The sequence below is a fragment of the Marinovum sp. genome, from assembly GCF_048263515.1.
Lineage (GTDB): Bacteria > Pseudomonadota > Alphaproteobacteria > Rhodobacterales > Rhodobacteraceae > Marinovum.
Genome location: NZ_JBLXEC010000001.1, coordinates 325868 through 350627 on the forward strand (window position 1 = coordinate 325868; position 24760 = coordinate 350627).

The 24760-nt window shown below is 64.9% G+C and carries 24 protein-coding genes; 18 read left to right on the forward strand and 6 right to left on the reverse strand.

What is annotated here, in order from left to right:
- Window positions 1-49 precede the first annotated feature (49 nt).
- Genes ACN0SE_RS01545 through ACN0SE_RS01570 form a run of 6 tightly spaced genes read left to right on the forward strand, consistent with a single transcriptional unit; the run spans window position 50 to window position 5460 of the window.
- Window positions 50-934, forward strand: a complete 885-nt coding sequence (locus tag ACN0SE_RS01545) for a carbohydrate ABC transporter permease (protein ID WP_417522708.1) — start codon at window positions 50-52, stop codon at window positions 932-934.
- Window positions 931-1746, forward strand: coding sequence for a carbohydrate ABC transporter permease (locus tag ACN0SE_RS01550; RefSeq protein ID WP_417522709.1), 816 nt, complete (start codon window positions 931-933; stop codon window positions 1744-1746). Before ACN0SE_RS01545 ends, ACN0SE_RS01550 begins: the two co-directional genes overlap by 4 nt.
- A gap of 13 nt (window positions 1747-1759) precedes the next feature.
- On the forward strand, window positions 1760-2815 hold the full coding sequence (locus ACN0SE_RS01555; RefSeq protein ID WP_417522710.1) for an ABC transporter ATP-binding protein: 1056 nt from the start codon (window positions 1760-1762) through the stop codon (window positions 2813-2815).
- Window positions 2816-2838: 23 nt separating this feature from the next.
- Window positions 2839-3966 carry a hypothetical protein gene (locus ACN0SE_RS01560; protein ID WP_417522711.1) on the forward strand — a complete coding sequence of 376 codons (1128 nt, stop codon included), beginning with the start codon at window positions 2839-2841 and terminating at the stop codon, window positions 3964-3966.
- The gene (locus ACN0SE_RS01565; protein WP_417522712.1) at window positions 3966-4763 is read left to right on the forward strand and encodes an HpcH/HpaI aldolase family protein; all 798 of its coding nucleotides are present in this window, start codon (window positions 3966-3968) and stop codon (window positions 4761-4763) included. The genes ACN0SE_RS01560 and ACN0SE_RS01565 overlap by 1 nt, the downstream gene beginning before the upstream one ends.
- A complete protein-coding gene (locus ACN0SE_RS01570; protein WP_417522713.1) occupies window positions 4753-5460 on the forward strand; it encodes an alpha/beta fold hydrolase in 708 nt (235 codons plus the stop codon). Before ACN0SE_RS01565 ends, ACN0SE_RS01570 begins: the two co-directional genes overlap by 11 nt.
- A gap of 153 nt (window positions 5461-5613) precedes the next feature.
- Here ACN0SE_RS01570 and ACN0SE_RS01575 read toward each other — a convergent pair whose 3' ends face one another.
- Genes ACN0SE_RS01575 through ACN0SE_RS01585 form a run of 3 tightly spaced genes read right to left on the reverse strand, consistent with a single transcriptional unit; the run spans window position 5614 to window position 8985 of the window.
- Complete coding sequence (locus tag ACN0SE_RS01575) at window positions 5614-6999, reverse strand: FAD-binding oxidoreductase (protein ID WP_417522714.1); 1386 nt, start codon at window positions 6997-6999, stop codon at window positions 5614-5616.
- A gap of 37 nt (window positions 7000-7036) precedes the next feature.
- The gene (locus ACN0SE_RS01580; protein ID WP_417522715.1) at window positions 7037-8482 is read right to left on the reverse strand and encodes a sulfatase-like hydrolase/transferase; all 1446 of its coding nucleotides are present in this window, start codon (window positions 8480-8482) and stop codon (window positions 7037-7039) included.
- A 2-nt stretch (window positions 8483-8484) separates the two neighbouring features.
- Window positions 8485-8985: a MarR family winged helix-turn-helix transcriptional regulator gene (locus ACN0SE_RS01585; protein WP_417522716.1), complete on the reverse strand. Its 501-nt coding sequence runs from the start codon at window positions 8983-8985 to the stop codon at window positions 8485-8487.
- 227 nt (window positions 8986-9212) lie between these two features.
- Here ACN0SE_RS01585 and ACN0SE_RS01590 point away from each other — a divergent pair, with 227 nt between their 5' ends.
- The 4 genes from ACN0SE_RS01590 to ACN0SE_RS01605 all read left to right on the forward strand — a co-directional run bounded on the left by ACN0SE_RS01590 (window position 9213) and on the right by ACN0SE_RS01605 (window position 13777).
- A complete protein-coding gene (locus tag ACN0SE_RS01590) occupies window positions 9213-10061 on the forward strand; it encodes a tripartite tricarboxylate transporter substrate-binding protein (RefSeq protein WP_417522717.1) in 849 nt (282 codons plus the stop codon).
- Window positions 10062-10125: 64 nt separating this feature from the next.
- The gene (locus tag ACN0SE_RS01595; protein ID WP_417522718.1) at window positions 10126-10668 is read left to right on the forward strand and encodes a hypothetical protein; all 543 of its coding nucleotides are present in this window, start codon (window positions 10126-10128) and stop codon (window positions 10666-10668) included.
- Entirely contained in the window at window positions 10668-12266 is a 1599-nt protein-coding gene (locus ACN0SE_RS01600) for a tripartite tricarboxylate transporter permease (RefSeq protein WP_417522719.1), read from the forward strand. The genes ACN0SE_RS01595 and ACN0SE_RS01600 overlap by 1 nt, the downstream gene beginning before the upstream one ends.
- Window positions 12263-13777, forward strand: a complete 1515-nt coding sequence (locus ACN0SE_RS01605; protein ID WP_417522720.1) for a sulfatase-like hydrolase/transferase — start codon at window positions 12263-12265, stop codon at window positions 13775-13777. Before ACN0SE_RS01600 ends, ACN0SE_RS01605 begins: the two co-directional genes overlap by 4 nt.
- 180 nt (window positions 13778-13957) lie before the next feature.
- Here the strand turns inward: ACN0SE_RS01605 and ACN0SE_RS01610 are convergent, their stop codons facing one another.
- Window positions 13958-15079 carry an NAD(P)/FAD-dependent oxidoreductase gene (locus ACN0SE_RS01610; RefSeq protein ID WP_417522721.1) on the reverse strand — a complete coding sequence of 374 codons (1122 nt, stop codon included), beginning with the start codon at window positions 15077-15079 and terminating at the stop codon, window positions 13958-13960.
- A 123-nt stretch (window positions 15080-15202) separates the two neighbouring features.
- Between ACN0SE_RS01610 and ACN0SE_RS01615 the strand changes: the two genes are divergently transcribed.
- The 7 genes from ACN0SE_RS01615 to ACN0SE_RS01645 all read left to right on the forward strand — a co-directional run bounded on the left by ACN0SE_RS01615 (window position 15203) and on the right by ACN0SE_RS01645 (window position 22065).
- Complete coding sequence (locus ACN0SE_RS01615; RefSeq protein ID WP_417522722.1) at window positions 15203-16096, forward strand: LysR family transcriptional regulator; 894 nt, start codon at window positions 15203-15205, stop codon at window positions 16094-16096.
- A gap of 172 nt (window positions 16097-16268) precedes the next feature.
- A complete protein-coding gene (locus ACN0SE_RS01620) occupies window positions 16269-17021 on the forward strand; it encodes an ABC transporter ATP-binding protein (RefSeq protein ID WP_417522723.1) in 753 nt (250 codons plus the stop codon).
- Window positions 17018-17755 (forward strand): ABC transporter ATP-binding protein, encoded by a 738-nt coding sequence (locus ACN0SE_RS01625; protein ID WP_417522724.1) that lies wholly within the window; start codon window positions 17018-17020, stop codon window positions 17753-17755. Before ACN0SE_RS01620 ends, ACN0SE_RS01625 begins: the two co-directional genes overlap by 4 nt.
- Entirely contained in the window at window positions 17752-18633 is an 882-nt protein-coding gene (locus tag ACN0SE_RS01630; protein WP_417522725.1) for a branched-chain amino acid ABC transporter permease, read from the forward strand. Before ACN0SE_RS01625 ends, ACN0SE_RS01630 begins: the two co-directional genes overlap by 4 nt.
- 22 nt (window positions 18634-18655) lie before the next feature.
- A complete protein-coding gene (locus ACN0SE_RS01635; protein ID WP_417522726.1) occupies window positions 18656-19654 on the forward strand; it encodes a branched-chain amino acid ABC transporter permease in 999 nt (332 codons plus the stop codon).
- A gap of 23 nt (window positions 19655-19677) precedes the next feature.
- Window positions 19678-20868: an ABC transporter substrate-binding protein gene (locus tag ACN0SE_RS01640; protein ID WP_417522727.1), complete on the forward strand. Its 1191-nt coding sequence runs from the start codon at window positions 19678-19680 to the stop codon at window positions 20866-20868.
- Between the two features lie 63 nt (window positions 20869-20931).
- Complete coding sequence (locus ACN0SE_RS01645; protein ID WP_417522728.1) at window positions 20932-22065, forward strand: iron-containing alcohol dehydrogenase; 1134 nt, start codon at window positions 20932-20934, stop codon at window positions 22063-22065.
- A 3-nt stretch (window positions 22066-22068) separates the two neighbouring features.
- Here ACN0SE_RS01645 and ACN0SE_RS01650 read toward each other — a convergent pair whose 3' ends face one another.
- Window positions 22069-22815, reverse strand: coding sequence for a FadR/GntR family transcriptional regulator (locus tag ACN0SE_RS01650; RefSeq protein ID WP_417522729.1), 747 nt, complete (start codon window positions 22813-22815; stop codon window positions 22069-22071).
- A gap of 73 nt (window positions 22816-22888) precedes the next feature.
- Window positions 22889-23899, reverse strand: coding sequence for an AraC family transcriptional regulator (locus ACN0SE_RS01655; protein ID WP_417522730.1), 1011 nt, complete (start codon window positions 23897-23899; stop codon window positions 22889-22891).
- A 104-nt stretch (window positions 23900-24003) separates the two neighbouring features.
- Here ACN0SE_RS01655 and ACN0SE_RS01660 point away from each other — a divergent pair, with 104 nt between their 5' ends.
- Window positions 24004-24756, forward strand: coding sequence for an SDR family NAD(P)-dependent oxidoreductase (locus tag ACN0SE_RS01660; protein WP_417522731.1), 753 nt, complete (start codon window positions 24004-24006; stop codon window positions 24754-24756).
- Window positions 24757-24760 lie beyond the last annotated feature (4 nt).

A 24760-nucleotide genomic window follows, 5' to 3' on the forward strand; every position in this document is an offset into this window, starting at 1 on the left:
GCGCAGCTCCCCGCGCGCGCCACCTTTTCCTATTTCACAGAGGTGCGTCATGCAGGATCGGTCCCTGTCTTACCTGCTGCTGGTCCCGGCATTCCTGATTGTGCTGGCCACCACGCTCTATCCGCTTGCCTATTCGCTGGTCACGTCGTTCCGCGAATGGGACCTGACCAAGCAACGCCGCCCCGGAGACTTCGTCGGGCTCGACAATTTCGGCCACGCCTTCACCGAGCCGGGCTTTCAGAACTCGCTCTGGGTCACCACGATCTTTGTGGTGACCAGCGTGGCCCTGACGCTTGTACTGGCCATGGCGCTGGCGCTGCTGCTACGGCGCAAGGGGCGGATGCACACCTTTACCCGTGTCATTCTGATCCTGCCCTTTGCGATGAGCCCGGCGCTGATCGGGGTCAGCTATCGCTTCATGTTCAACCCCGAATTCGGTGTCATCGCCAAGGGCCTCGGCGCGGTCTTTCCGGCGCTGGAAGGTGTGCCCTGGCTGGCCAGTCCCGACCTTGCGATGGCCATTCTGGTGCTGACCGATGTCTGGCACTGGGCGCCCTACATGACCTTCATGTGTCTCGGTGGGCTGGCTTCGGTCCCGCGTGAGACCGAGGAAGCCGCGCGCATCGATGGCGCGTCGAGTCTGCGGATCATCTTCGGCATCGTGCTGCCGCAGATGAAGGGCGTGCTCTTGGTGATCGCCGTGCTCAAGACGATCTTTGCCCTGAAGATGTTCGATCAGGTGGTCACCCTGACCGGCGGCGGCCCCGGCACCTCGACCGAGACGCTAGCCTTCTTCATCTTCAACGTCGGCTTCAAATGGTACGACATGGGCTATGCCTCGGCACTGGCCTGGATCCTCACCGCAATCATGATGCTGATCTCGATCTGGTACGTCCGGATGCTGCTCAGCGAAAGAAAGATGGCCACGGCATGACTAAATCCGTCCTCTGGTGGGTCGAGCGCGCGCTGCTGCTCCTGATTTCCACCATAGTCCTTTTCCCGATCGCCTGGATGTTCCTGACCGCGTTCAAACGCCCGCGGGACGCCTATTCCCTGTCGCTGGATTTCAGCCCGACGCTGTCGAACTTCGTCACCGTCTTTTCGGACCCCTGGAACCTCGGAGACATGGTTCTGAACTCGGTCATCGTGGCCACGGTCACGGTGCTGATCGCGGTGCCCTGTGCCTCGCTCGCGGCCTACTCCTTCTCGCGGTTCCGGGTGAGGGGGCGGAAGTTCCTGTTCTTCCTGATCCTCTCGACCCAGTTCATTCCCGCCGTTGTCATCGTGCTGCCGTTCTTCCTGATGTTCCGGTCGCTGGGCCTTCTGGACACCCGGATCGCGCTGATCGTGGTCAACCTCGCCATCGTCACGCCCTTCGTGATCTGGATGATCAAGGGCTTCATCGACGCGATCCCCACCGACAGCGAGGAAGCGGCGATGATCGACGGCGCCTCGCGGCTCAGGGTCATCAAGGACATCGTGCTGCCGATGGCCGCACCCGGCATCCTCACCTCGTCGATCTTCTGCTTCATCCTGACGTGGAACGAGTTCCTCTTTGCGCTGATCCTGACGCGCCGTGATGCCGTCACCCTGCCGGTGGGCCTCGTCAGCTTCCGCACCGAGCGGGGCGACCTGTGGGAATTGATGAGCGCGGCCGGGGTCATGATCACCGTGCCCATCTTCATCATGGCGCTGCTCATCCAGAAACATTTCACGCGCGGCATGACGGCCGGCGCGGTCAAATAAGGGGGCCCGCGATATGGCCGAAGTACAGCTTGTCGATGTCGAAAAACGCTATGGCGAGTTCCTCGCCGTGCCGAAACAGAGCCTGACCATCGAGGAGGGCGAGTTCCTTGTCCTGCTCGGGCCGTCGGGCTGCGGCAAGACCACCACGATGCGGATGATTGCCGGGCTCGAGGATATTTCTTCGGGTGACCTGTTGATTGCCGGCGAGCGGGCGAACGACAAACCGCCCAAGGACCGCGACATTGCCATGGTGTTCCAGAACTACGGGCTTTATCCGCATATGACCGTGGCCGAGAACATCGGCTATCCGCTCAAGCTGCGCCGCATGGACCGCAAGGCGCGTGAGGCCCGGGTCCAGGAAACCGCCGAAAAGGTCGAGCTGCAGGCCCTGCTGAAACGCCGTCCGTCGGAACTGTCCGGCGGCCAGCGCCAGCGGGTCGCCCTGGCGCGGGCCATCGTGCGCACGCCCAAGATCTTCCTGATGGACGAGCCGCTGTCGAACCTCGACGCCAAGCTGCGGGTGACCATGCGCGCCGAGCTCAAGCACCTGCATCACGAACTGGGCGTGACCACCGTCTATGTCACCCACGACCAGATGGAGGCGATGACGCTGGCCAGCCGCGTCGCGGTGATGCGCGAAGGCCGGATCGTGCAACTCGACACGCCCAAGAAGATCTATTCCGAGCCGGTCGATCTCTTTGTCGCGGGCTTCATCGGTTCGCCCTCGATGAACCTGATCGAGGGCCGGGTGACGGGCGGACGCTTCGAGGCGCCGGGCGTGTCGCTGCCTGTTGCCGCAGGCGACCGCGACGGCGTGGTTCTGGGCATCCGCCCCGAGGACCTGGAGCTGACCGACGCAGGGGCCGCCCCGGTCAGGGGCGCGCTCTATGCGCTGGAGCTGACCGGCGAATCCACGCTGGTGACCCTGCGCGAAAAGACCACGTCGGTCTGCGCCCGGGGCCCTGCCGATTTTGAGGCCCCAATCAACGCGCCCTGTGCGCTGACGCCGAAACCCGGCGCACGCATTCACCTGTTTGACAAGCAATCCGGCCAGCGCATCGCCGCTTGAGCCCCGGAAAGAAGGAAAGCCCAATGACCCAGATCTCACAATCCGACGCCGACGCGCGTCACATCACCCGGGATGACTATGTCTCCTGCACCGTGGCCTTCATCGACTGCAAAAAGCCGGGATCGCACCTGAAGGAAAACTATTCGATCATCGGCCCCGGCGTGACCTCCTCCGACGAGCAGGTCATCAACCTGCCCGAACCGCATGGCTTCAACATCGGTGCCGCCGCCATGCCAAACGGCATCACCAACAACCTGCATATCCATTTCACCGCCGAGGTCTTTATCGTTCAGAAGGGCGAATGGACCTTCCGCTGGGGTCCGAACGGCGAGAATGAGGTTCTGGGCCGCGAAGGCGACATCGTCTCGGTTCCGACGTGGATCTTCCGCGGCTTCACCAACGCCGGGCCGGATGACGGCTGGCTCTTCACCGTGCTGGGCGGTGACAATACCGGCGGCGTGATCTTCCACCCCGAGATCATCCGCGAGGCGGCCGATTACGGCCTTTATATATCCAATGACAACACGCTGATCGACGCCAGTCGCGGCGACGCGGTGCCGGACGAAAGCGGGCGCATTCCACCGATGCCCGACGACGCCTTTGCCGAGTTGCGCAAGGTGTCGCGCGAGGAGATGATGAAGCGGGTGGTCACCGCCGATGCCCGCGATTTCCGGCCCGCCTTTGTCGATGCGCGCCTGCCCGGCTGCGGCACCGAGATCGCCCCGGTGATCGGCTTCGGCCTGACCCAGAACCGCGATCACGCCGCGCCGATCACCAATCCGCACGGCTTTTCGGTGGAATGGCTGCGCATGAGCGCGGGACAGAAGGTCAGCCCCTTCACGCTCGACGACAAGATGGTGCTAATCCTGCGTTCCGGCAAGCTGCGGCTGAGCCTCAACGAAGGCGCCGATGTCACCGTCGACCTGAACGAGCGCGACACCTATTCCATCCCCGCCGGCGTGGTCCGCAGCATCGCGGCGCTGGGTGACAGCCCGGCCGAGGCGCTTGTCGTGGTCTCCGGCGATCATCGCAAGCGGCCGCAGTTCAGCGACGAGGTGATCGCAGCCGCGCGCGAGGCCGGCCAGGCGCTCGATGCCGGCGGCTACGTGGCCAATGCGGCGCTGCTGCCCGATTACAAGCGGGCCGGCTGATGCGCGAGAACCTTGTCAGACGCCGCCTCGCGGCAGGAGAGGTCGTGGTCAACGGCTGGCTCTCCATCGGGTCGAGCTATTCCGCCGAGGGCATCGGGCATTCCGGTGCGCATTCGGTCACGGTCGATCTGCAACACGGGATGATGGGCTTTCAGGAGGCGCTGCACATGCTGCAGGCGCTCTCGGCGACCCCGGCAGTTCCGCTGGTGCGGGTGCCCGACCTCGATCCGGCCAAGATCATGCATCTGCTCGACGCCGGGGCCTACGGGATCATCTGCCCGATGATCTCGACCCCCGAGGAGGCCGCCACATTCGTGGCCGCCTGCCGCTACCCGCCGCATGGCAACCGCAGTTTCGGCCCGTCGCGCGGATTGCTCTATGGCGGCAAGGAGTATGTCGCCATGGCCAACGAGACGGTGATGGCAATCCCGATGATCGAGACCGCCGAGGCCGTCAAGCGGATCGACGAGATCCTCGCCGTCGACGGCATCGACATGCTTTATGTCGGGCCCAACGATCTGGCCTTCTCGATCGACGGTCACGTGGGCTTTCCGCGGCCGAAATCCGAGGCGGCGATCACCAGGGTGCTGGAGGCCGCGGGGCGCAGGAATGTGCCGGTCGGCATCTTCTGTTCTGATGCCGAGGATGCCAGGGCGCGCCACGAGCAGGGCTGCGCGCTGGTCACGCCGGGCAACGACTTCGGCCATCTGACCCGCAGCATGGCCGGCGCGGTCGGTGTGGTGCTGGGCAAGGGCGCGTCGGCCGTGCCTGCGGCCAAGGCGGCGCATGGCTATTGAACTCACGGAGCGTCCCTGGCTGCTTTTGCCGGGGACGCTCTGCACAGGGGCGATGTTTGGCGGATTTCTGGACGCGCTCGGCGTCGCCGCCGCCCTGCGCCACCCCGTCGCCATGGACCGCCCCACCGTCGAGGCGTACCTGCCGGAGTTGCAGGTGGCCTGCCGGCCCGGCGCAATTGTCTGCGGCTTTTCGCTCGGGGCTTTGGTGGCGGCGCATCTGGCCGACAGGCTGCCCGCGGGACGTTTCATCCTGTTCGGGCTGAACCCTCACGCCGACGATCCTGCCAGGCGGGACGGCCGGCTGCAGTTGGCCCGCGAGGTTGGACGGAACGGCGGCGCTGCTGCCTTGGCGACGCGGTTGCCGGATCTCTGCGAGCCCGATCCAGACAAGGCCAGGCGCATGATCCTGGCCATGGCGGACGATACTGCCGAAGCAATGCCTGCGCAGACGGAGCTGTCCCTGACCCGCCCTGGTGCTTTGCCGGCGTTGGCGGGCGCGCGTGCGCCGGTCGATCTTTTCACCGGCGCAAGGGATACGGTCACGCCATTGGCCCTCGCGCAGGAGGCGGCCGCGGTCGCGCCTCAGGGCCGGGTTCTTCCTCTGGCCGGCCTTGGCCATTATGCGCTGATCGAGGATCCGGCCGCCTGTGCCGCGGCGGTGACACGCCATTTGGTGAAAGGGTGTGACCGGACCTGAGGCGGCATCGACGGGCTCCGCCGGCTTGGCGGCGACGTCAAGGTATGCGTGATCCTCACCATTGAAAGCGGCACCATCGGCCCGGAAATCGCGTTTAATCTCGCGGGAATTCGTCCGGACCGTGATGTGTGACCGGGCTTCGCCGGTGCGCGGTCAGTTGCTGTCGACCAGCTTGCCGGGGTTCATGATGTTGTCCGGGTCGATCGCGCGTTTCAGCGTCGCCATCAGCGCATAGGCCGCGCCGTGTTCGTCGCGCATGTAGGGCTTCTTGCCGGTGCCGACGCCATGTTCGCCAGACACCGTGCCGCCAAAGGACAGCGCCACGTGGTTGACCTGCGCCGCCAGCGCCTGGGCCTTGGCAAGCTCGCCAGGCTCCTGCGGGTCGAACAGGATCAGCAGGTGGAAATTTCCGTCGCCCACGTGGCCCACAACCGGCGCCACCAGCCCGGCCTCGGCGATCAGCGCCTTGGTCTGCGCGATGCAATCGGCCAGCGCCGAGATCGGCACGCAGCAGTCGGTGACCACGCCTTCGAAGCCCTTGCGCAGGGATTTCCCGGCGTAATAGGCATTGTGCCGCGCGGTCCAGAGCCGGTTGCGGTCCTCGGCCCGTGTAGCCCATTCGAAGCCCGAGACGCCGAATTCGCCCGCCACGCCTTCGAACAGCTCGACCTGTTCCTTGACGCCCGCCTCGGTGCCGTGGAACTCGAGGAACAGATGCGGTTTTTCCGGCAGGCCCATGTCGGGGTTGTAGATGTTCATGCCCTGCATCTGTACCTCGTCGAGCAGCTCGATCCGCGCCATCGGAATGCCCATCTGGATCGCCATGATCACCGTGTTCACGGCGTCGTCGACGGTGTCGAAGGCGCAGGTGGCTGCGAGGATGGTGTCGGGCTGGCCGAAGAGGCGCACGGTCAGCCGGGTGATGATGCCAAGCGTGCCTTCCGAGCCCACGAAGAGATGCGTCAGGTCATAGCCGGTCGAGGATTTGCGCGCGCGAGAGCCGGTCTCGATCACCGTGCCGTCAGGCAGCACCACCTCCAGCGCCAGCACGTTCTCGCGCATGGTGCCATAGCGCACGGTATTGGTGCCGGAGGCGCGGGTCGCGGCCATGCCGCCCAGCGTGGCGTCGGCGCCGGGATCGACGGTGAACATCAGGCCCGTAGCGCGCAGCTCGTCGTTCAGCCGGGTGCGGGTGACGCCGGGCTGAACCACGGCGTCGAGGTCGCTTTCATGGATTTCCAGCACCTTGTTCATCCGGCTGGTGTCGACGCTGATGCCGCCATGGATCGGGATGACATGACCCTCCAGCGACGATCCGATGCCGAAGGGCACCACCGGCACGCGGTGCGCCGCGCAGATCTTCATGATCGCCGAAACCTCTTCGGTGCTTTCGGGAAAGGCCACGGCATCGGGCAGGGCCGGGGTGGAATAGGCCTCGTCGCGGCCGTGCAGCTCGCGGATCGACGCCCCGGTCGAAAGCCGGTCGCCCAGCAGGTCCTTCAGTTCCGTGATCGCTGTGGTGGTCGCGGGTTGAGCCACGTCGTGTCTCCCTGTTGATGTCGTGAGTGTAGCCTGGTCAGTGTTTCGGCGGTGGCGTGGCCGAGGGCGCGCCCAGCGTCGCCGCGATCTGCGGACCGCCGTAGCGCGCGATCATCGCGGCCTGGTCGGCAAAGGCCTGGGCGTCGACCGCCTCTGGATCGCATATCTGGCGCATCTCGGCCTGCATCATCGCCAGGGTCTGTGCATGATCGCGGTCCTGCGCGAGGTTCGTCCCCTCCTCGGGATCACTTTCCAGATCGAAGAGTTCCGGGTCAAAGCCCATGTATTCGATCAGTTTCCAGCGCCCCTTGCGCAGCATGAAGGCGCCCGAAACGGACCCGATGGCGTGATACTCGCTGAACACCGCGCGCTCGGGATCGTCCGCCGCCTTGGCCATATCATAGAGCGACCGCCCGGGGCGCGTGCCGGGAAGCTCGGCATCGAAGTGGGCGAGGATGGTCTCGGAGATGTCCAGCAGGCTGGCCGTGGTGGCACAGGTGGCCCGGGACGTTACGCGAGAGCTTGGCGCGGGCGCCACGATCAGCGGGATCGCGGCGCTCTCCTCGTACATGTTCATCTTGCCCCAGAGCCCGCGCACGCCGAGGTTTTCGCCGTGGTCGCTGGAATAGATGATCGTGGTGTCGTCATACTGGCCGCTGCCGCGCAGGGCCTCGACGATGCGGCCGACGTTGTGGTCCATGTAGCTGGTCAGCCCGTAGTAGGCGGCGATGGCCTGCCGGCGTTCGTGATCGTCGGTCCAGCCGTCTTCGCCAACCATGGCAAAGGCGGTCTTCTCGATCCAGGGGTGTTGCCGGTAGCCGTCGCGCGGGTGCAGCTTGTCTGCCGGCAAGTGCTCCAGCGGGTAGAGATCGTAGAATTCCTGCGGCGCCACCAGCGGATGATGCGGGGCCACAAGTCCGACATAAAGGCACCACGGCTCCGCGTCCTCCGACGCTGCCGCCAGCCAGTCGCAGGTGCGGTCGGTGACGGCGCGGTCATAGCGGGTGTAGGGGCTTTCGCCGGGGCCGACGTAATCGCCCATCATGCGTACCTCCTTGTGATAGACGCGCTCGTCTTCCTTGCGGATCGAGCCCCAGACCATGCCGACGCCGTCATGCACGTGCATGGGAATATGCTGGACATCGAAGCCGGTGTCATCCTCCGCATCGCGGTAGTGCAGCTTGCCGATGGATTCCACGCGTACGCCCTTGTCCTGCAGGGCATGGCCCCAGCCGCGCGGCGTGCCGGTATAGGGCATGGCATTGTCCCACAGGCGGATGTCGTGGCAATGGCGCCCGGTGGCAAAGGCCGCGCGCGCCGGCACGCAGATCGGCGAGGGGGTGTAGGCGTTGGTGAAGCGCGTCCCACGGGCGGCCAGCGCATCGAGGTTCGGGGTCTGCGCAACCGGGTGACCGGCACAGGACAGGGCACGGGCCTGGTGCTGGTCGGACAGGATGACCAGCAGGTTCGGGGTCTTTGTCATGGTCAGAGGTCTTCCGGGTCTGAGTCTGCTACGGGATCGGGAATATCGAAATCGGTCTTGGTGGCGGCGGCGGCGATCGCCTTGATCGCCTTGCGCACGGTGGCCTGCTCCTCTTCGGTGAGGGTGGCCAGCAGGTGCTTTTGCCGGGCGTCGAGCAGGGGGCCAAGACGGTCGTGTGCCTTGATCGCCTTCTTGGTCAGTTCGATGACGTTCTGGCGCTTGTCCTCCTCCCAGGGGTGGAGGATCAGGTAGCCCTTCTTCTCGAGCACGGTGAGCATCTTGGAGAACTGGCCTTTGTCGATGCCTGCGGCCTTGCGCACCGCGGTCGAGGTATTGGCGATGCCAAGCGCCACCACCCGGACAATCCGCCACTGCGCAAGGTTCAGATCGCCATAGGGCCCAATGATCACCTTTGCCTGCGCGCTGAGGGCCGAATGCAGCTGCGCGATCTGAAAGGGCAGGTGAAGGCCCAGATCGATCGCGTTGTCTGCCCGCTTTGTCATGGTGTTGCGTCCTCCTTGTGGGGTCGAACTTCTGCGAGTTTGGTGGAAATGTCAACTTGATTGTTGACTTTTCCACCTTATTGACCGACAAGTGCCCTGGACGATCCGAATGCTTCAGGGAGGATGGCATGAAGAGAACACTCGCACTCGCCGCGGCCGCACTGACAGGTTTCTGTGTATCTACGGCCACTTACGCGCAGGATTGGACCCCGCCGGGGCCGATCAAGATGATGATTGCCTTCGCCGCAGGCGGCGGGGCCGACACCCAGGCCCGGCTGATCGCCGAAGAGCTCGAGCAGCGCCACGGCTGGAAGGTGATCCCCGAGCAGGTGACCGGCAAGGGCGGGCTCAACGCGGTGAACGCGCTCAAGGAGCAGCCGGGCGACGGCACCGCCATCGCGATGATCGTCTCCGAGACGCTGGGCTACAACATGGCCGCGGCCAGGGCCGGTCAGCCGTCGGACGTGACACCGATCACCACCACCGCCGGAACCCAGATCGCCGTCATGGCGCTGGCCTCCAAAGGCTGGAAGACGCTGGGCGACGTGATCGAGGCTGCCAGGGCGGGCGAAGACATCCGCTTTGGCGTGATGACCGGCGCCCTCGGCGACCTGGCCTATGTCATCGGGCTGCGCAACGAGGTCGATTTCAACATCATCTCGGTGCGCGGCGGCAAGGCCGTGATGGACGGGCTGAACGCGGGCGACATGGACGTGGGCTTTGGCGCCGGCATCCAGGCCAAGGCGGTCGCCGCCGGTGACATGGTCGAACTGGCCTCGGCGCGCAGCGAGCCGCTTGCCAACTCGCCCGAGGCGCCGCTGCTGTCCGATTACGGCGTCGAATTCGTCAACGAGATCTCCTTCCTGTTCGCCGGTCCCCCCGAGATGGACCCGGCCGCGCGCGAGGCCATCGCCGCGGCGATTGCCGAGATCGTCACCGACGAAGGCGGCAAGGCCAATGAATTCATCACCCGCGGCTTCGGCGGTCCGGTGGTGATCCAGGGCGAAGCGCTCGAGACGGCGCTGCAGGAGGACTTCGATGCCTCCGGTGCGCTGATCGCCGCGGCCTCGGAATAACTCTCCCTGACTGGCGGGCGGCTCCCTGTCGCCCGCGTTTTTCCCGAACATCTGCGAGACCGACATGCGGAACCTCACTGCCACCAAGGCACTGGGTCTGGGCAGCATTGCCCTTGCGATCCTGGTGATCTTCGTCTGGATCCCGCTCGATACCGAGACCTGGCTGGTCGAGCGCAAGCGCGGAAGCTACACCGTCGGCGACAGCCTGGCCCCGATGCTGGCCGCGGTCTTCGTGCTGCTGGCCGGTGTGCTGCTGCTGTTTGATGGCCGAGAGGGCGAAAGGCCCAGCCGTGACAACCTGCGCTTCATCGGAGCCATGATCGGGATTGGCGTTATCAGCCTGACGGTCATGCGCTGGGCCGGGCCGGCGCTCGCAGCGCTTCTGGCTGAAGGGGGCGACTACCGGCTGCTGCGCGATACCACACCGTGGAAATACATCGGCTTCGTGCTGGGCGGCGGGGCGCTGATCTTTTCGATGATCGCCTTCGTGGAAGAGCGGCCAAGCTGGCGCGCGCTCTGGATCGCGGTGGCGGCGGTGGCGGGGATCATCCTGCTCTACGATCTGCCTTTCGACGACATCCTGCTGCCGCCCAACGGAGACGTGTGATGACCGATATCGGCGTGATGGACTACATCTGGCTCGGGGTGCTGGCGGTCTTTCAGGGGCCGGAGGCCTTCTCGATCCTCGGCTTGCCCATCTCGATCACCGTGCTGATGGTCACCTTCGGGCTGATCCTCGGCATCGTGGTCGGCGCGACGCCCGGGCTTGGCAGCGTGATCGCCATGGCGATCTCCCTGCCGATCCTGATCTCGATCTTCGGCTACAACGCCGATGCGCTGCTGCCGGTGCTGGGCTTTCTGATCGGGGTGATGAAGGGCTCGACCGTCGGCGGGGCGGTGCCCGCGATCCTGTTCAACACGCCCGGCACGCCCGACGCCTACATGACCACGCTCGACGGCTATCCGATGGCGCAGGCCGGCAAGGCCAGCAAGGCGCTGAGGATTTCGCATTTCTCCTCGGTCACCGGTGACACATTTTCTGACATAGTTCTGATCGTCTGCGCGCCCTTCCTGGCGATCCTTGTCGAAGCCTATCTCGACCTGCCGGAAAAGACCGCGCTCCTGATCCTGTCGCTCAGCTTCATCGCCGCGGTGGTGGGCGGCTCGGCGGCCAAGGGGCTGCTCAGCTGCGGCCTCGGTCTGCTGGCGGTCTATATAGGCACCGGCGAGGATTTCTATCCCCGCCTCAGCTTCGGCCTGCCGGCACTTTCTGACGGCATTCCGATCACCGCCGCGGTGATCGGTATCCTGGTGATCGGCGCGATCTTTTCCGAACTGGAGGAACTCTGGCACCAGACCCGCCGCACCGGCACCATCGAGGTCGCAAAAGACCAAGGCGACCAGCGCCTGCACTGGGCCGACATCCGCCGAATCTTTCCCTATATCAGCCGTTCCGTCCTGATCGGCACGGCAATCGGCGCGCTACCCGGTATCGGCTCGACGCTCGCCGCGACTATCGGCTATGCCACCGGAAAACGCCGCCATGCGCGCAAGAAGGTCCCCGGCGATCCGGCGTTTGGCGAAGGCGCGCCCGAGGGGATCGCCGCCACGGAAGCGGCCAATTCCTCGGTCTCCGGCGCCAACCTGATCCCGGTGCTGTCGCTGGGCATCCCCGGCAATACCGCGGCGGTTTTCCTGATCCTCGCCGCCGACAGCATCGGCGGATTCAACCCCGGCCCGGCGGTCTTCAAGTTCTCGGCCGACCTGAACCCGGAACTGGTGATCGCCTTCGGCCTATTTACCACGATGATCATCGCCAACCTGCTGAACTGGACCGTCGGCGGCGCGCTGATGCGCTGGCTGGGGGTTCTGGTCCGCATTCCAAAACAGTATCTGCTGCCGGTGGTGCTCTTGCTGACGCTGGCCTCGCTCTACGTCGAGGAAACCTCGATGAGCGCGATCTGGTTCGGTTTCGGCTTCGGCATCCTCGGTTATTTCATGAAGCGCTTCGGCATCTCGCCCTTGCCCTTCGTCATCGGCTTCGTCCTTGGTGGCCGGCTGGAAATGACGGCGCGACAGGCCTTTTCGGCCACCGGCGGCGATCCCTTCTTTCTGCTCAAGAGCCCGATCGCAGCGCTGTTCATCTTCGCGGCCGTGGCCGTGGTCTATCTCTCCGTTCGCAAACCAAAGGCAGTGACCCCATGACCCGCCCCAATATCCTGTTCATCACCTCGGACCAGCAGCGCGGCGATTGCTACGGGTTTCGCGGCCGCAAGGTGCAGACGCCGCACCTCGACCTGCTGGCCAGCGAAGGCACCAGCCTCGAGACGGTGATCACCCCCTGTGTCGTGTGCCAGCCGGCGCGGGCGTCGATCCTGACCGGCCTGCTGCCGCGCACCCACGGGGTGCATGACAACGGCATCGATCTTGATCCGGAGATCGGCGAAAAGGGTTTTGCCGCCTCGCTTTCGGCCTCGGGGTATCACACGGCCAAGATCGGCAAGGCGCATTTCGCCACCTATCACGTCTACGACGACACAGGCACCTACGAGAGCATCCCCGGCTCGGCCAATGCCCCCGAGGGCTGGCGCGGGCCCTACATGGGCTTTGATCACGCTGAACTGGTCCAGATCGGCCACAATTGGTGGCTGCCGGAACAGCCGCCGCGCGGTCTGGCCTATGAGGAATGGTATTACGGCGACGGCCGCGGCGACTGGAAGAACAAGCTCTTGTGGGAAAGCCACCGCGACCACGGCGGCGCGCCGCAGGTCTGGTCGTCGAAACTGCCGGTGGCCTGGCACAATTCCACCTGGATCGCCGACCGCGCCATCGACTTCCTCAAGCAGGACCATGACAAGCCCTTCTGCCTCTGGGTGTCCTTCCCCGATCCGCACCACCCTTTCGACTGCCCCGAACCCTGGGCTTCGCTGCACCGGCCCGAAGAGGTCGATATGCCGGAGCATCGGACCCGCGATTTCGAGGGGCGTCCATGGTGGCACAAGGCGGCAGTCGAGACAAAGATCGAAGGCAAGGGCGCCGAGGTGCGCACCAGCTATTCCCGCTATCCCGAGATCCCCGACGAGCACCTGCGCGAGGTGATCGCCAACACCTACGGTCAGCTGGCGCTGATCGACCATTCGGTGGGCCGTATCCTGATCGAGCTGGAGGCGCAGGGTTTGGCCGACAACACCTATATCGTCTACACAGCCGACCACGGCGACTGGCTGGGCGATCACGGGCTGGTGCTGAAGGGGCCGATGCCCTTCGAGGGGCTGCTGAACGTGCGCGCCATCGTCAAGGGTCCGGACGTGCCCGTGGGCAAGGTCAGCCACGAGCCGCTCTCGACGCTCGATCTGGGGGCCACCTTCATGGACTGGGCCGGCGCCGACAGCCTGATGGAGATCCACGGCCAGTCGATGCGCGACGTCATTTCCGGCGACGGCACGCGCGACGGGGCGCTGTCGGAATGGGAACTTCAGCCGGGCCGGGTGGGCGTGGGCCTGTCACTGCGCACGGTGCGGTCAAAGACAGCCAAGCTGACCGTGGACCTTCAGTCCGGCGCGGGGGAGATGTACGATCTCGAGGCGGACCCGCACGAGTTGGTCAACCTCTTCGACAACCCCGACCACGCGCAACTGCAGGCCGACCTGACCGAGATCCTCATGTCCCGCCCTGACGACATCCAGCCCAACCGTGTGCCTGTGGGCATGGCATAGGGGGCCTCGTTCGAGGGTGGAGGCAATTTCCGCGCCACGACAGCGCACCGACGGTCCGCGGCGCGCCAACAGCCGTCTTGGACCTCAGGCCCTGATGTCAAACGTCGACAGAGGCTGGCAGACCGAACAAGTCGGTTTGCCAGCCTCCTGTGACCGATATCGCCGGGAACCCGCCGCTTTTCAGGCCTGGTTCAGCAGCTTCCGGTATTTCTTTATGAACAGGTCCTCGCCCTTCATCTTCCGGGTCACGAAATCACCCGAGGTGAACAGGCCGAGGAAGGAATTGCCGCGCTTCGGGCCGAGCGGCACGAGGATCGGCGCTCTGGCGCCCCAGGGCTTGTAGGATTTCAACTCTTCGAGCGGTTTGCCCGCTATCAGGCCCTTCAGCGTGGACTTGAGCCAGAGCAGCTGGCGGCTGGTGGCGACGATGGTCATGCCGTCGCCGGCGTCGGACACGTCTCCGGCGGCAAAGACGTTGGGCAGCGAAGAGGGGCGTAGCCAGGGGTCCACCTTGATGCGGTTTGCGGTGCTTTTCTGCGTGTCGGGCAGGGTTTCGAGAAGAGAGGAGCTGGCGCGGGAGCCGAGGACGGGGAAGATCAGGTCGAAGTCATGCTCGGACCCGTCAGACAGCGTCAGGCTGCCGGCGTAGGGCTCGGTCAGGTTTTGCAGGTTCTCGGCGCGTCTTCCGAGCACGAGGGTCACGCCGGCGTCGCGCAGCTTGCTCGCCAGCGCGTCGCCCAACTTGTCCGGCATGGTGGGAAACAGCCGGTCGGTGTCCGAAATCAGCGTGATCTTCTTGTCCGGCATGGCATGGGCAATCTCGCCCGCCAGTTCAGTGCCGACGGCCCCGGCGCCGACAATGCCGATGGTGCGTGCGGCCTTGACCAGCTGGTAAATGCGCTGATTGGCCTGGCGCAGCCCCTCAATGTCAGAGCCCACCGGCTTGAACGGCATGGCATTGGACGAGCCGGTGGCGACGACGATGTAATCCGCCTCGACCCTCTGGCCGTCATCCAGCGTCACGCCGGTCGCGTCGATGCCGGTGGCGCGGGCGCGGACCACGCGGCCATTTGTGAGCAGGCGGTCGTAAGGGATCAGGGCGCGGTCCGTCAGCGAGGGATCGACAACGGCGCGGATCATCGCGGGCGCATGAACGAAATGGCTGCGCGGCTCGATCAAGGTGACCTCGGCGGTGTCGTCGAGGGACTTGGCGAGATCGGCGCCGATGTAGCCGCCGCCGACAATGGCGATGCGTTTGGACATGGGGGATTTCCTTTTAAGGCGGTCCCGCGTGCAGAACACAGGGGCGCGCCCGTTTCGATTGATGACTCTGGCGTTGATGCAGACATAGGCGCGGCAATGCGATATTGAAATTTATATTTTATCCGCATCTATATTAGAGATGCTTATCAGGTGGAGTTGCAGATGAAACTGGACCAGTTGAAAGTGCTGCGCGCCGTGGTTGAAACCGGAACGGTCAAACTGGCGGCCGAGAGCCTCAATCGCACCCAGCCTGCGGTGAGCCAGGCTTTGAAGGCGCTGGAGTTCCAGACCGGGACGGAGCTGTTTGACCGTTCGGGCTACCGGCTCGAGCTGACGCCGGTGGGCCGGAGGGTCTATCTGCAATCGCTGCGGGTGCTCGCCGAGGCCGAGGACCTGACCCAGCTGATCCGGCATTTCGAGAAGGGGCAGGAAGAGACGATCACCCTAGCCATCGACGCTGCCGCCGATCCGACCCTGTTGACGCCCGTACTGACCGGGCTGCAGACCCGCTTTCCCGACACTCGTCTCGTGCTGCGCGCAGAGGTCTTGTCCGGCGCGATCGGGGCGGTGCAATCCGGCGAGGCCGCGCTCGGCCTGGCGCCGGCGATCCCGGTCATGCTGGAAGAGGCGGGCTTCGACTACAGCCCGCTGGCCGGGTCGGTGATGCGCAACGTCGCCGCGCCGTCGCTTCTGGAGGCGATGGAGGGCGCGCTCACGCTGGCCGAGCTTCGGCGGTTTCACCAGATCATCGCGCGCGACAGCGGGCAGGCCGCTGGCCTGTTTGACCGAGAACTGGGCGTCCAGAAGGGGCAGCGGCGGTGGTACGTCGGCGACCTGCACATGAAGAAGCAGCTGCTTTTGGCGGGGCTGGGCTGGGGCCGTCTGCCCGAGCACTTGATCGCCGAAGAGCTGGCGCAAGATCGCTTGCGGGAGATCGTCCTGCCGCACACCCACCTCAGCTTTGACATCGAGGTCTATGTCTTCCGCCAGCGCGGGGCGGGCAGGGGGCCTGTGGCCGCGCATCTGTGGGAGGCCTTTGCCGCGGCACCCCGGTAGCGGACCGCCGCCGCACAGCCTCTCCGGATGCGATTCTTGTCGGACACTAACGGAGAAAGACTTGACCAACCGCCAGATTGCAATTAATGTCGGACACTAATGCGGGGATATGGGAGATTCCCGCAGGCAGGGAGGATGCACTGTGCGGCAAAACGGCAATCCACTACTCGAAGTGCGGGATCTCACCATCAAGTTCGGCGGTGTTGTGGCCCTCAACGAGATTTCACTCGAAATCCACGAGCAAGAGATCCTCGGGCTTATTGGACCCAATGGCGCGGGCAAGACGACGTTGTTCAACTGCCTCAGCCGTCTCTATCGCCAGAGTTCCGGCGATATCCTCGTCAGGGGCGAGAGCATCACCCCGCTGGGCGCCGAGGATATGGCGGCCCGCGGCATCGGGCGCACCTTTCAGAACATTGCGCTGTTCGAGACGATGACGGTCTATGAAAACGTTCTGACCGGCGCGCAATTCGCGATGAACGGTGGCCTTGCGGCAGACATCCTCAACAGTGCGAAAGTGCGCCGGGAACGGGCCGAGACGCGCGAGCGGATCATGCATCTGCTGTCGCTGCTCGACCTCGCGGACATCGCCGATCACACCATTGCCGATCAGAACTTCGCCGTGCGCAAACGGATCGAGTTCGCCCGGGCGCTGGCCGCACAACCGAGCCTTCTGATGCTCGACGAGCCCGCCGGCGGGCTGAACCGCGAAGAGGTGCGGCATCTGGAAGACCTGATCCGGCAGGTGCGCGACGAGTTCAAGGTCGCGGTGCTCTTGGTCGAACATCACCTGAACCTTGTCATGAAGGTCTCTGACCGCGTGGTTGCGATGGATTTCGGCCAGAAGATCGCTGACGGGCTGCCGCATGAAGTGCGGGCGCATCCGCAGGTCCTGCGGGCTTATCTCGGGGAGGAAGCGGCATGAAACATGCGCTGGAGCTCAACAACGTCACGGCCTCTTACGGCCACGGCAGCATCCTGCACGGCATTGACCTTGCGGTGCCCGCTGGAGGCGTTACGGCGCTGCTGGGCGCGAACGGCGCGGGCAAGACCACTACGCTGCGCGCCATCTGCGGCATGATCGAAACCCATGGCGAGGTGCGGCTGTTCGGCGAAGACATCACCGGCAAGAGCCCCGAGGCCATCGCGCGGATGGGTGTTGCGCATGTCCCTGACGGGCGCGGCACCTTTACCAGCCTGACGGTGATGGACAACCTGCGGCTCGGCGCCTTCACCGCGAAAAAGCGCGGCAACTTCCAGCGCTCGCTCGACCGTGTGTTCGATTATTTCCCACGGTTGAAAGAGCGCGTGGGCCAGCACGCCGGCACGCTTTCAGGCGGCGAGCAGCAGATGCTGGCGATTGGCCGGGCGCTGATGGCCGAACCGCGGTTGATCCTGCTGGACGAGCCGTCCATCGGGCTGGCGCCGGTGATCGTGAAGCAGCTGTTCGAGATCCTCGATCAGATCGCGCGTGATGCCGGTGTGTCGATGCTGCTGGTCGAGCAGAACTCGAACCTCGCGCTGAAACTGGCCTCGAACGCCGCTCTGCTGGAGGTGGGCAACCTCGTGGCGCGGGGCACCGCCAAGGAGCTTTCGCAGAACCAGGAGATCGCGCGGGCCTATCTGGGCGACGTCGCGGCAGAGGGGGCAGGGGCATGACCTTTTTTCTAGAACAACTCATCATCGGCCTGTCGTCTGGCGGCATCTACGCGATCATGGCTTTGGCGCTGGTGATGATCTACAAATCCACCGGCCACGTGAACCTCGCGCAGGGCGAGATGGCGGTGTTTTCCACCTTCATCGCCTGGACGCTGGTGCAGATGGGCGTCCCGATCTGGCCTGCGATCCTGCTGACCGTGGCGGTGTCTTTCGTCGGGGCCATTGTGCTGGAGCGCGTCGTTGTCCGGCCCTTTGCCAAGGCCGACGATCTGGTGGTCGTGGCGGTTTTCGTGGGGCTGTTTCTCAGCATCCACAGCCTTGCCGGCGCGATCTGGAACTACGAAGTCAAACCCTTCCCCAGCGCATTTTCCGACGGCTCGATCAGCCTGATGGAGGACCTGTCGATCCGCGCGCATACGCTGGGATCGCTGCTGACCACCGTGGCGGTGCTGACGGCGGTTTGGTTCTTCTTTCGCTACACCCGCCTCGGCCTCGCGCTGCGGGCGGCAGCGGACAACCATGAAAGCAGCCGCCTTGTGGGGATCAACGTGTCGGTCATGCTGGCGCTCGGATGGGGGCTGGCGGCGGGGATCGGTGCCGTGGCGGGCGTGATGATCGCGCCGGTGACATTCCTTGATCCCGGCATGGGCCTTGCGCCGCTGATATTTGCCCTTGCAGGGGCGCTTCTGGGCGGCATCACCAGCCCCTTCGGTGCCGCCTTGGGCGGGCTGATCGTCGGCGTGCTGGAGGCAATGGTCTCGGCCTATGTTCCTTACGGCATCGAGTTCCGCGAGTTGATCGCGCTGATGCTGATCCTGTCGGTTCTGCTGGTGCGGCCCGCGGGTCTCTTCGGTGAAATCGTGACGCGGAGGGTGTGAAATGACCATGGAGAGCACAGACATGACCCAGGCCCTGAGCGCCCCCCGCAGCCGCAAGGTCTCGCTTCCTCTGGCGCGGCTCGGATACGGCGCCGCGGCGCTGGCCCTGCTGGCCGCGACCGGGGTGCTGGAAGGCTACGAGCTGTTCCTCGCGTCCTCGATCCTGTCCTACGCCATTGCCGCGATGGGGCTGAACGTGCTGATGGGCTACAACGGCCAGATTTCGCTGGGCCACGGCGCGTTCTTTGCGATCGGCGCCTATGCGGCCGCAATCTGCATCGACCGTTTCGCCGTGCCATTTGCCCTGACACCGGTGATCGCCGGTGTCGTCGGCATGGGCGCAGGATGGCTGATCGGCAAACCGGCGCTTCGGCTGGAAGGCGTCTATCTGGCGCTGGCCACCTTCGGGCTGGCGATTGCCACGCCGACGGTTCTGCGCTCGGACCTCTTTGCGGAATGGACGGGCGGCGTGCAGGGGCTGTTTTTGCTGATCAACCCCGCGCCCGAATGGGCGGGGCTGGACCTTGACCAGTCGATCTATCTCGCGGTCGTGGGCTATTTCCTGCTCTTCGCCTTCCTCACCCTGCGGCTGGTGCGCGGGCTCAATGGCAAGGCCTGGATCGCCACGCGCGACAACCCGATCGCCGCCCGCGCCATGGGCTTTGACGTCACCCGCGCCAAGACCCGCGCCTTTGTCTTCTCGGTGCTGGCCTGCTCGGTCGGGGGCGCGCTTCAGGCGGTTGCCGTGCAATTCGTGGCCCCTGACAGCTTTCCGTTCTTCCTGTCGATCTCGCTGTTCACCGCCGTCGTCGTGGGCGGGCTCTGCTCGCCACTGGTCGGCCCGCTGCTGGGGGCGGTGTTCATCGTCATGGTGCCCAACGTGACCGAGGAGATCTGGCAAGGCGGAAGCTGGGCCGTCTATGGCGGCGTCATCATCGCAATCATGGCGATCCAGCCGCGCGGACTGGCCGGGATGCTCGGCTGGTTCAAGGACAAGCTCACCACGCACACCAACAGATAACAGCAGACAGGGAGGAACCGACAATGCTGAAATCAACCACTGCCCTCGTACTGGGCCTCACCCTCGCCAGCGGCGCAATGGCCGCCACCTATGACAAGGGCGCCTCGGACGACGAGATCAAGTTCGGAACCATCGTGCCGCTCAGCGGTCCGGCCTCGGCCTATGGCTCGACCGGCACCTGCATTGCGGCCTATTTCGACATGGTCAACGACAAGGGCGGCATCAACGGCCGCAAGGTCAGCGTCTCGGTACAGGACGATGGCTACAACCCGGCCAAGATGCTGGAGCAGGCCCGGCGGTTGGTCGAGCGCGAAGGCGTGCTCTTCATCGCGGGCAACATCGGTACGCCGACGAACTCGGCCATCCATCGCTACATGAACCAGCGCAAGGTGCCGCATCTGTTCCTGACGACTGGCGCATCGAAGTGGGACGACCCCGAGAACTATCCCTGGACCATGCCCTATATCCCCAGCTACGCGGCGGAGGGGCGGATCTATGCCAAGTACATCAAGGAGAACATGCCCGACGCCAAGATCGGCATTCTCTACCAGAACGACGACTTCGGCCGCGACTACATGGATGCCTTCATCGACCAGCTGGGCGATGAGAGCATGGTGGTCTCGGCGGTCAGCTACGACACCTCGGCGGCCACCGTCGACAGCCAGATGTCGACGCTGAAGGAAAGCGGCGCGGATGTGTTCTTCAACGTCGCCTCGCCCAAGTTCGCGGCGCAGGCGATCCGGCGCGCGGGCGAGATCGGCTGGGATGCCACGCAGTTCCTTGTCTCTGTCTCCAACGCCAAATCGGCGGTGCTGGAGCCTGCGGGGCTGGATCATTCCACTGGCATCATCTCGACCCAGTACCTGAAGGAGCCGACCAACCCCGCCTACGCCGAGGATGCGGATGTGCAGGCGTGGCAGGCCTTCAAGGCCGAGTATTTCCCCAAGGCCTCGGACGGCAACTGGTGGGACTGGTCGTGCTATTCCACCGCCTACACCATCGAACATGTGCTGACGCAGGCGGGCGATGAGCTGACCCGCGAAAACCTGATGAAGGTGGCCTCCAACCTCGACGGGTTCGAGGCGCCGATGCTGCTGCCGGGGATCACGGTGAACACCGCCGCCGATGATTTCGCGCCGATCGAGGCGATGTCACTGATGAAGTTCGATGGCGACAACTGGGCATTGTTCGGCGACGTGATCGCCGTCGACTGATATGCCCGTCCGGCAGCGCGCCCTTGCTCCCGGGGTGCGCTGCCATTTCTATTGGAGAAGCCGATGACCCGAATTGCGCTCACCCCCATGGAGGCCGTGATTTACGGCACCCCCGCGGCACAAGCTGTGGCGACCGAGGCAGAGCGGCTTGGCGCGCGGCGCGTCTTCGTCATCGCCAGCGGCACGCTCTGTCGCGAGACCAACGAGGTCGAGAAGCTGAAATCCGCCCTGGGCACGCGCTGCGCCGGGGACTTCGACCGGATGGGCGCGCATGTGCCGCGCGGCGATGTGATTGCGGCGACCAGGGCCGCGCGGGATGCCAAGGCCGATCTCATCGTCACCATCGGCGGCGGCTCTCCCACCGACGGTGCCAAGGCGGTGGCGCTCTGCCTCGCCAATGTCGTCTCGACCGTTCAGGACATCGACCGGTTGCTTGCCGGCGAGGTCGCGGCCCCTGCTGTGCCGCAAATCTCCATCCCCACGACGCTCTCTGCCGGAGAGTTCAGCGCCATCGCCGGCGTCACCAACGAGGCCACGGGCACCAAGGAGATGCTGCGCCATCCGGGTCTGATGCCGCGTGTGGTGATCCTCGATGCCGAGGTCGCGCGGCACACGCCCGAATGGTTGTTCCTGTCCACCGGCGTGCGCGCCATCGACCATTGCGTCGAGGGCATCTGTTCGCAGGAGGCCAACCCCTTCGGCGACGCACAGGCGCTGCACGGCTTGCGGCTGCTGGCGGACGGGTTGACGCGCATCAAGGGGGACGCTGCTGATTTGCAGGCCCGACAGGACTGTCTGCTGGGGGCCTGGCTGTCGATGGGGCCTTTGACCAGCGGCGTGCCGATGGGGGCGAGCCACGGCATCGGTTATGTGCTTGGCGCCAGATACGGCATCCCGCACGGCCACACGTCCTGTCTCATGCTGCCTGCGGTGATGGCATGGAATGCCTCCGTGAACGCGGATCGGCAGGCGTTGGTGGCAGAGGCTCTGGGGGATGTATCAGTGCCCGCCTCGAACCTCCTGCACGAGCTGATTGCCAGCCTCGGGCAGCCGCGAGGCCTGCTCGCCAACGGTATCGCACGGAATGCTTTCCCCGATATCGCCGAGGCCGCGCTTCACACCCCTTGGGTGCCCAAGAACCCGCGCCCGATCAAAGGCGCGGACGATGTGATGCAGATTCTCGAACTGGCGGCCTGAGCCTCAAGCCTCCCGCGCCTTGGGAAAGACCGCCGGATCTGTGATATCGAGGCTGGCCAGCTCGTATCCCTTGCGGAAGTCGTTGAGGTGCTTGATCATCCAGGCCTTCGCCTCATCCGCGTCGCCCCACTTGATCGCGTGAAGGATCTTTTCATGCGCGGTCAGCAGGCGTTCGCTGGCGTTGAGGCTGGTCATCACCGTCTGGAACGACGGGTAGAACAGGTCGCTGATCGGCAGCCTGAGCGACTGGATCACCCGGTTGTTGGCGGCCAGGGCGATCAATTCGTGAAACTCGATATCCAGTTTGACCAAGGCGTCGGGGTCGTCCATCGCCGCTCTGGTCCGGGTGATATTGTCTTCCAGCGCCGCGAGATTGTCGGCATTGCGCCTGTTCGCCGCGGCCTCGGCCGCCACCGGGTCGAGCGCGCGGATCGCCTCCCAGATCTCCTCGAAGGTGACGCCATTCATCACCAGGGGCGTCACCAGCCGGCGCGACAGTTCCTCGGTATCGGGGCGCGACACGAAGAGCTTGCGCTTGCCTTCTTCGCGATAGAGCAGGCCCTGCTGTTCCAGCGACCGGATCGCCTCGCGCACGGTCGAGCGGTGGATGCCATTCTCGCTGGCCAGCGCGGTTTCGGCAGGCATACGTGCCCCGGGCTGCAATTCGCCGGAGAGAATCTTTTGTTGCAGGGCAAGCGCCAGTTGTCGGAACACGGGCAGATCGGCAGTGGTGTCGAGGTCGAGTTTCATGGGCAACTTTCACGATAAACTACGCCACGTCAGCTTACAGGCTGACCGACGCTAATGCGAGATATTTTCTGGATTATGAAATATCGTCGGACAAAGTAGGAGTCTGTCGGCTCTCCGCCCGATATCGCGCCGGAGAGGTCCCGGCCCATCCCTGGAAGGCCCGGAAAAAGGCGCTCGGCTCGGTATACCCCAAAAGATCGGCCACCTCGGCAACCGGCGTGTCGGTCACGGCCAGCAGGTGCCGGGCCTTGGCGGCACGCAACTCGGACGTGAGCTTGCGATAGCTCTCGCCCTGATCCTTGAACTGCCGACGCAAGGTGCTGGGCGACATGCGGAACTGCCGGGCGAGACTGTCGAAGGCCGGCCAGTCCCGCGGCGATGTGCGTGACAGCAGCGCGCGGACCTGTCCGGTCACGTCGTCCATGCCGCGGTAGCCCACCAGCAGGTTGCCGGGGGCCTGTTTCAGATAGCGCTTCAGAGCGGCCTCGCTGCGGTTGACCGGCAGGGTCAGATGCGCGGCGTCGATCACCACCTGCGTTTCCGGCGCGTCGAACTGAACTTGCGTGCCGAACAGACGCGAATAGGCCTCGGCCCCCGCGGGCGCGGCGCAGCGAAAGGCCACCTGCACCAAAGGCAATCGCCTCCGCGCCAGCCAGCAGATCGGTCCCAGCAACACGATCAAAAGCGTGCGATAGGCGAAGGCCGAGGCGGGCGGTCCGTCGTCGGTGAAGCCTATGATGGCCTGCGCGTTTCGGACCGTGACCTTTCCGCGCGGCGCGCCGACCATCACGTCCAGAGCCCAAAGCGCGCGCTCCAGCGCCTTGCCGAGGGTGGGCGCGCCACGGATGGCATAACACATCAGCGCAAAGTTTCCCGGCCGCATCGGGTGCGCGGTCATGCCCAGCATTTCATCCTGCATCTCCTGAGCGAGCGCGAACCAGAACTCCCCGTATTGCGCCAGCGTCATCGGCCCGTCAGGTGCGATCCGATGGGCAATCAGCGTGGCATCGAGACCTACGCGGCGGGCGCAGTCGAAGGCTTCGTCGATGAAGACCGGAGAGACCGGTGCGGTGAGGTCTGACATGGCTTTCATATGGCATTTTCGGTCATGAATTGGAACGGAAATGTCATTGTTTACCATGCCGGCGCGTCTTACCGATCTGAGCCAAGTCACTGAGGGAGGACAGCATGGACATTGCAGGCAAGACGGTATTGGTCACCGGCGCGAGTTCCGGTCTCGGCGCGGGGGTCGTGACACGGCTCATGGCAGGCGGGGCGAATGTGGTCGGGCTCGACATCAACATCGACGGCGCGGAATTGCATGACCGCAAGGTGATGGTCCGGGCCGATGTGACCTCCGCCGAGCAGGTGGCAGAGGCCATCCGGACCGCGAAAACCCGCTTCGGCGGCCTGCATGGGCTGGTGAATTGCGCCGGCGTCGCGCCCGGAGCGAAGATCGTGGGCCGCGACGGGCCGCATGACCTCGACAGGTTCTCCCGCGCGGTCTCGATCAACCTCGTCGGCACCTTCAACACCATGCGCCTCGCGGCCGAAGCCATCGCAGAGGCCGAGCCGGGGCCGGACGGAGAGCGCGGGGTGATCGTCAACACCGCCTCGGTCGCGGCCTTCGACGGCCAGATCGGCCAGGCGGCCTATGCGGCGTCCAAGGGCGGCGTGGTCAGCCTGACGCTGCCTGCGGCGCGGGAGTTGGCGCGGTCGGGTATCCGCGTGATGGCCATCGCGCCGGGTATTTTCGAGACGCCGATGATGGCGGGATTGCCGCAAGAGGTACAGGAGTCGCTGGGGGCCAAGGTGCCGTTTCCGCCTCGTCTCGGGAAGGCCGAAGAATTCGCCGACCTGGTGGCCGCGATCTTCGCCAACCCAATGCTGAACGGCGAGGTGATCCGGCTCGACGGCGCGCTGCGCATGACCGCGAAATAGGGGC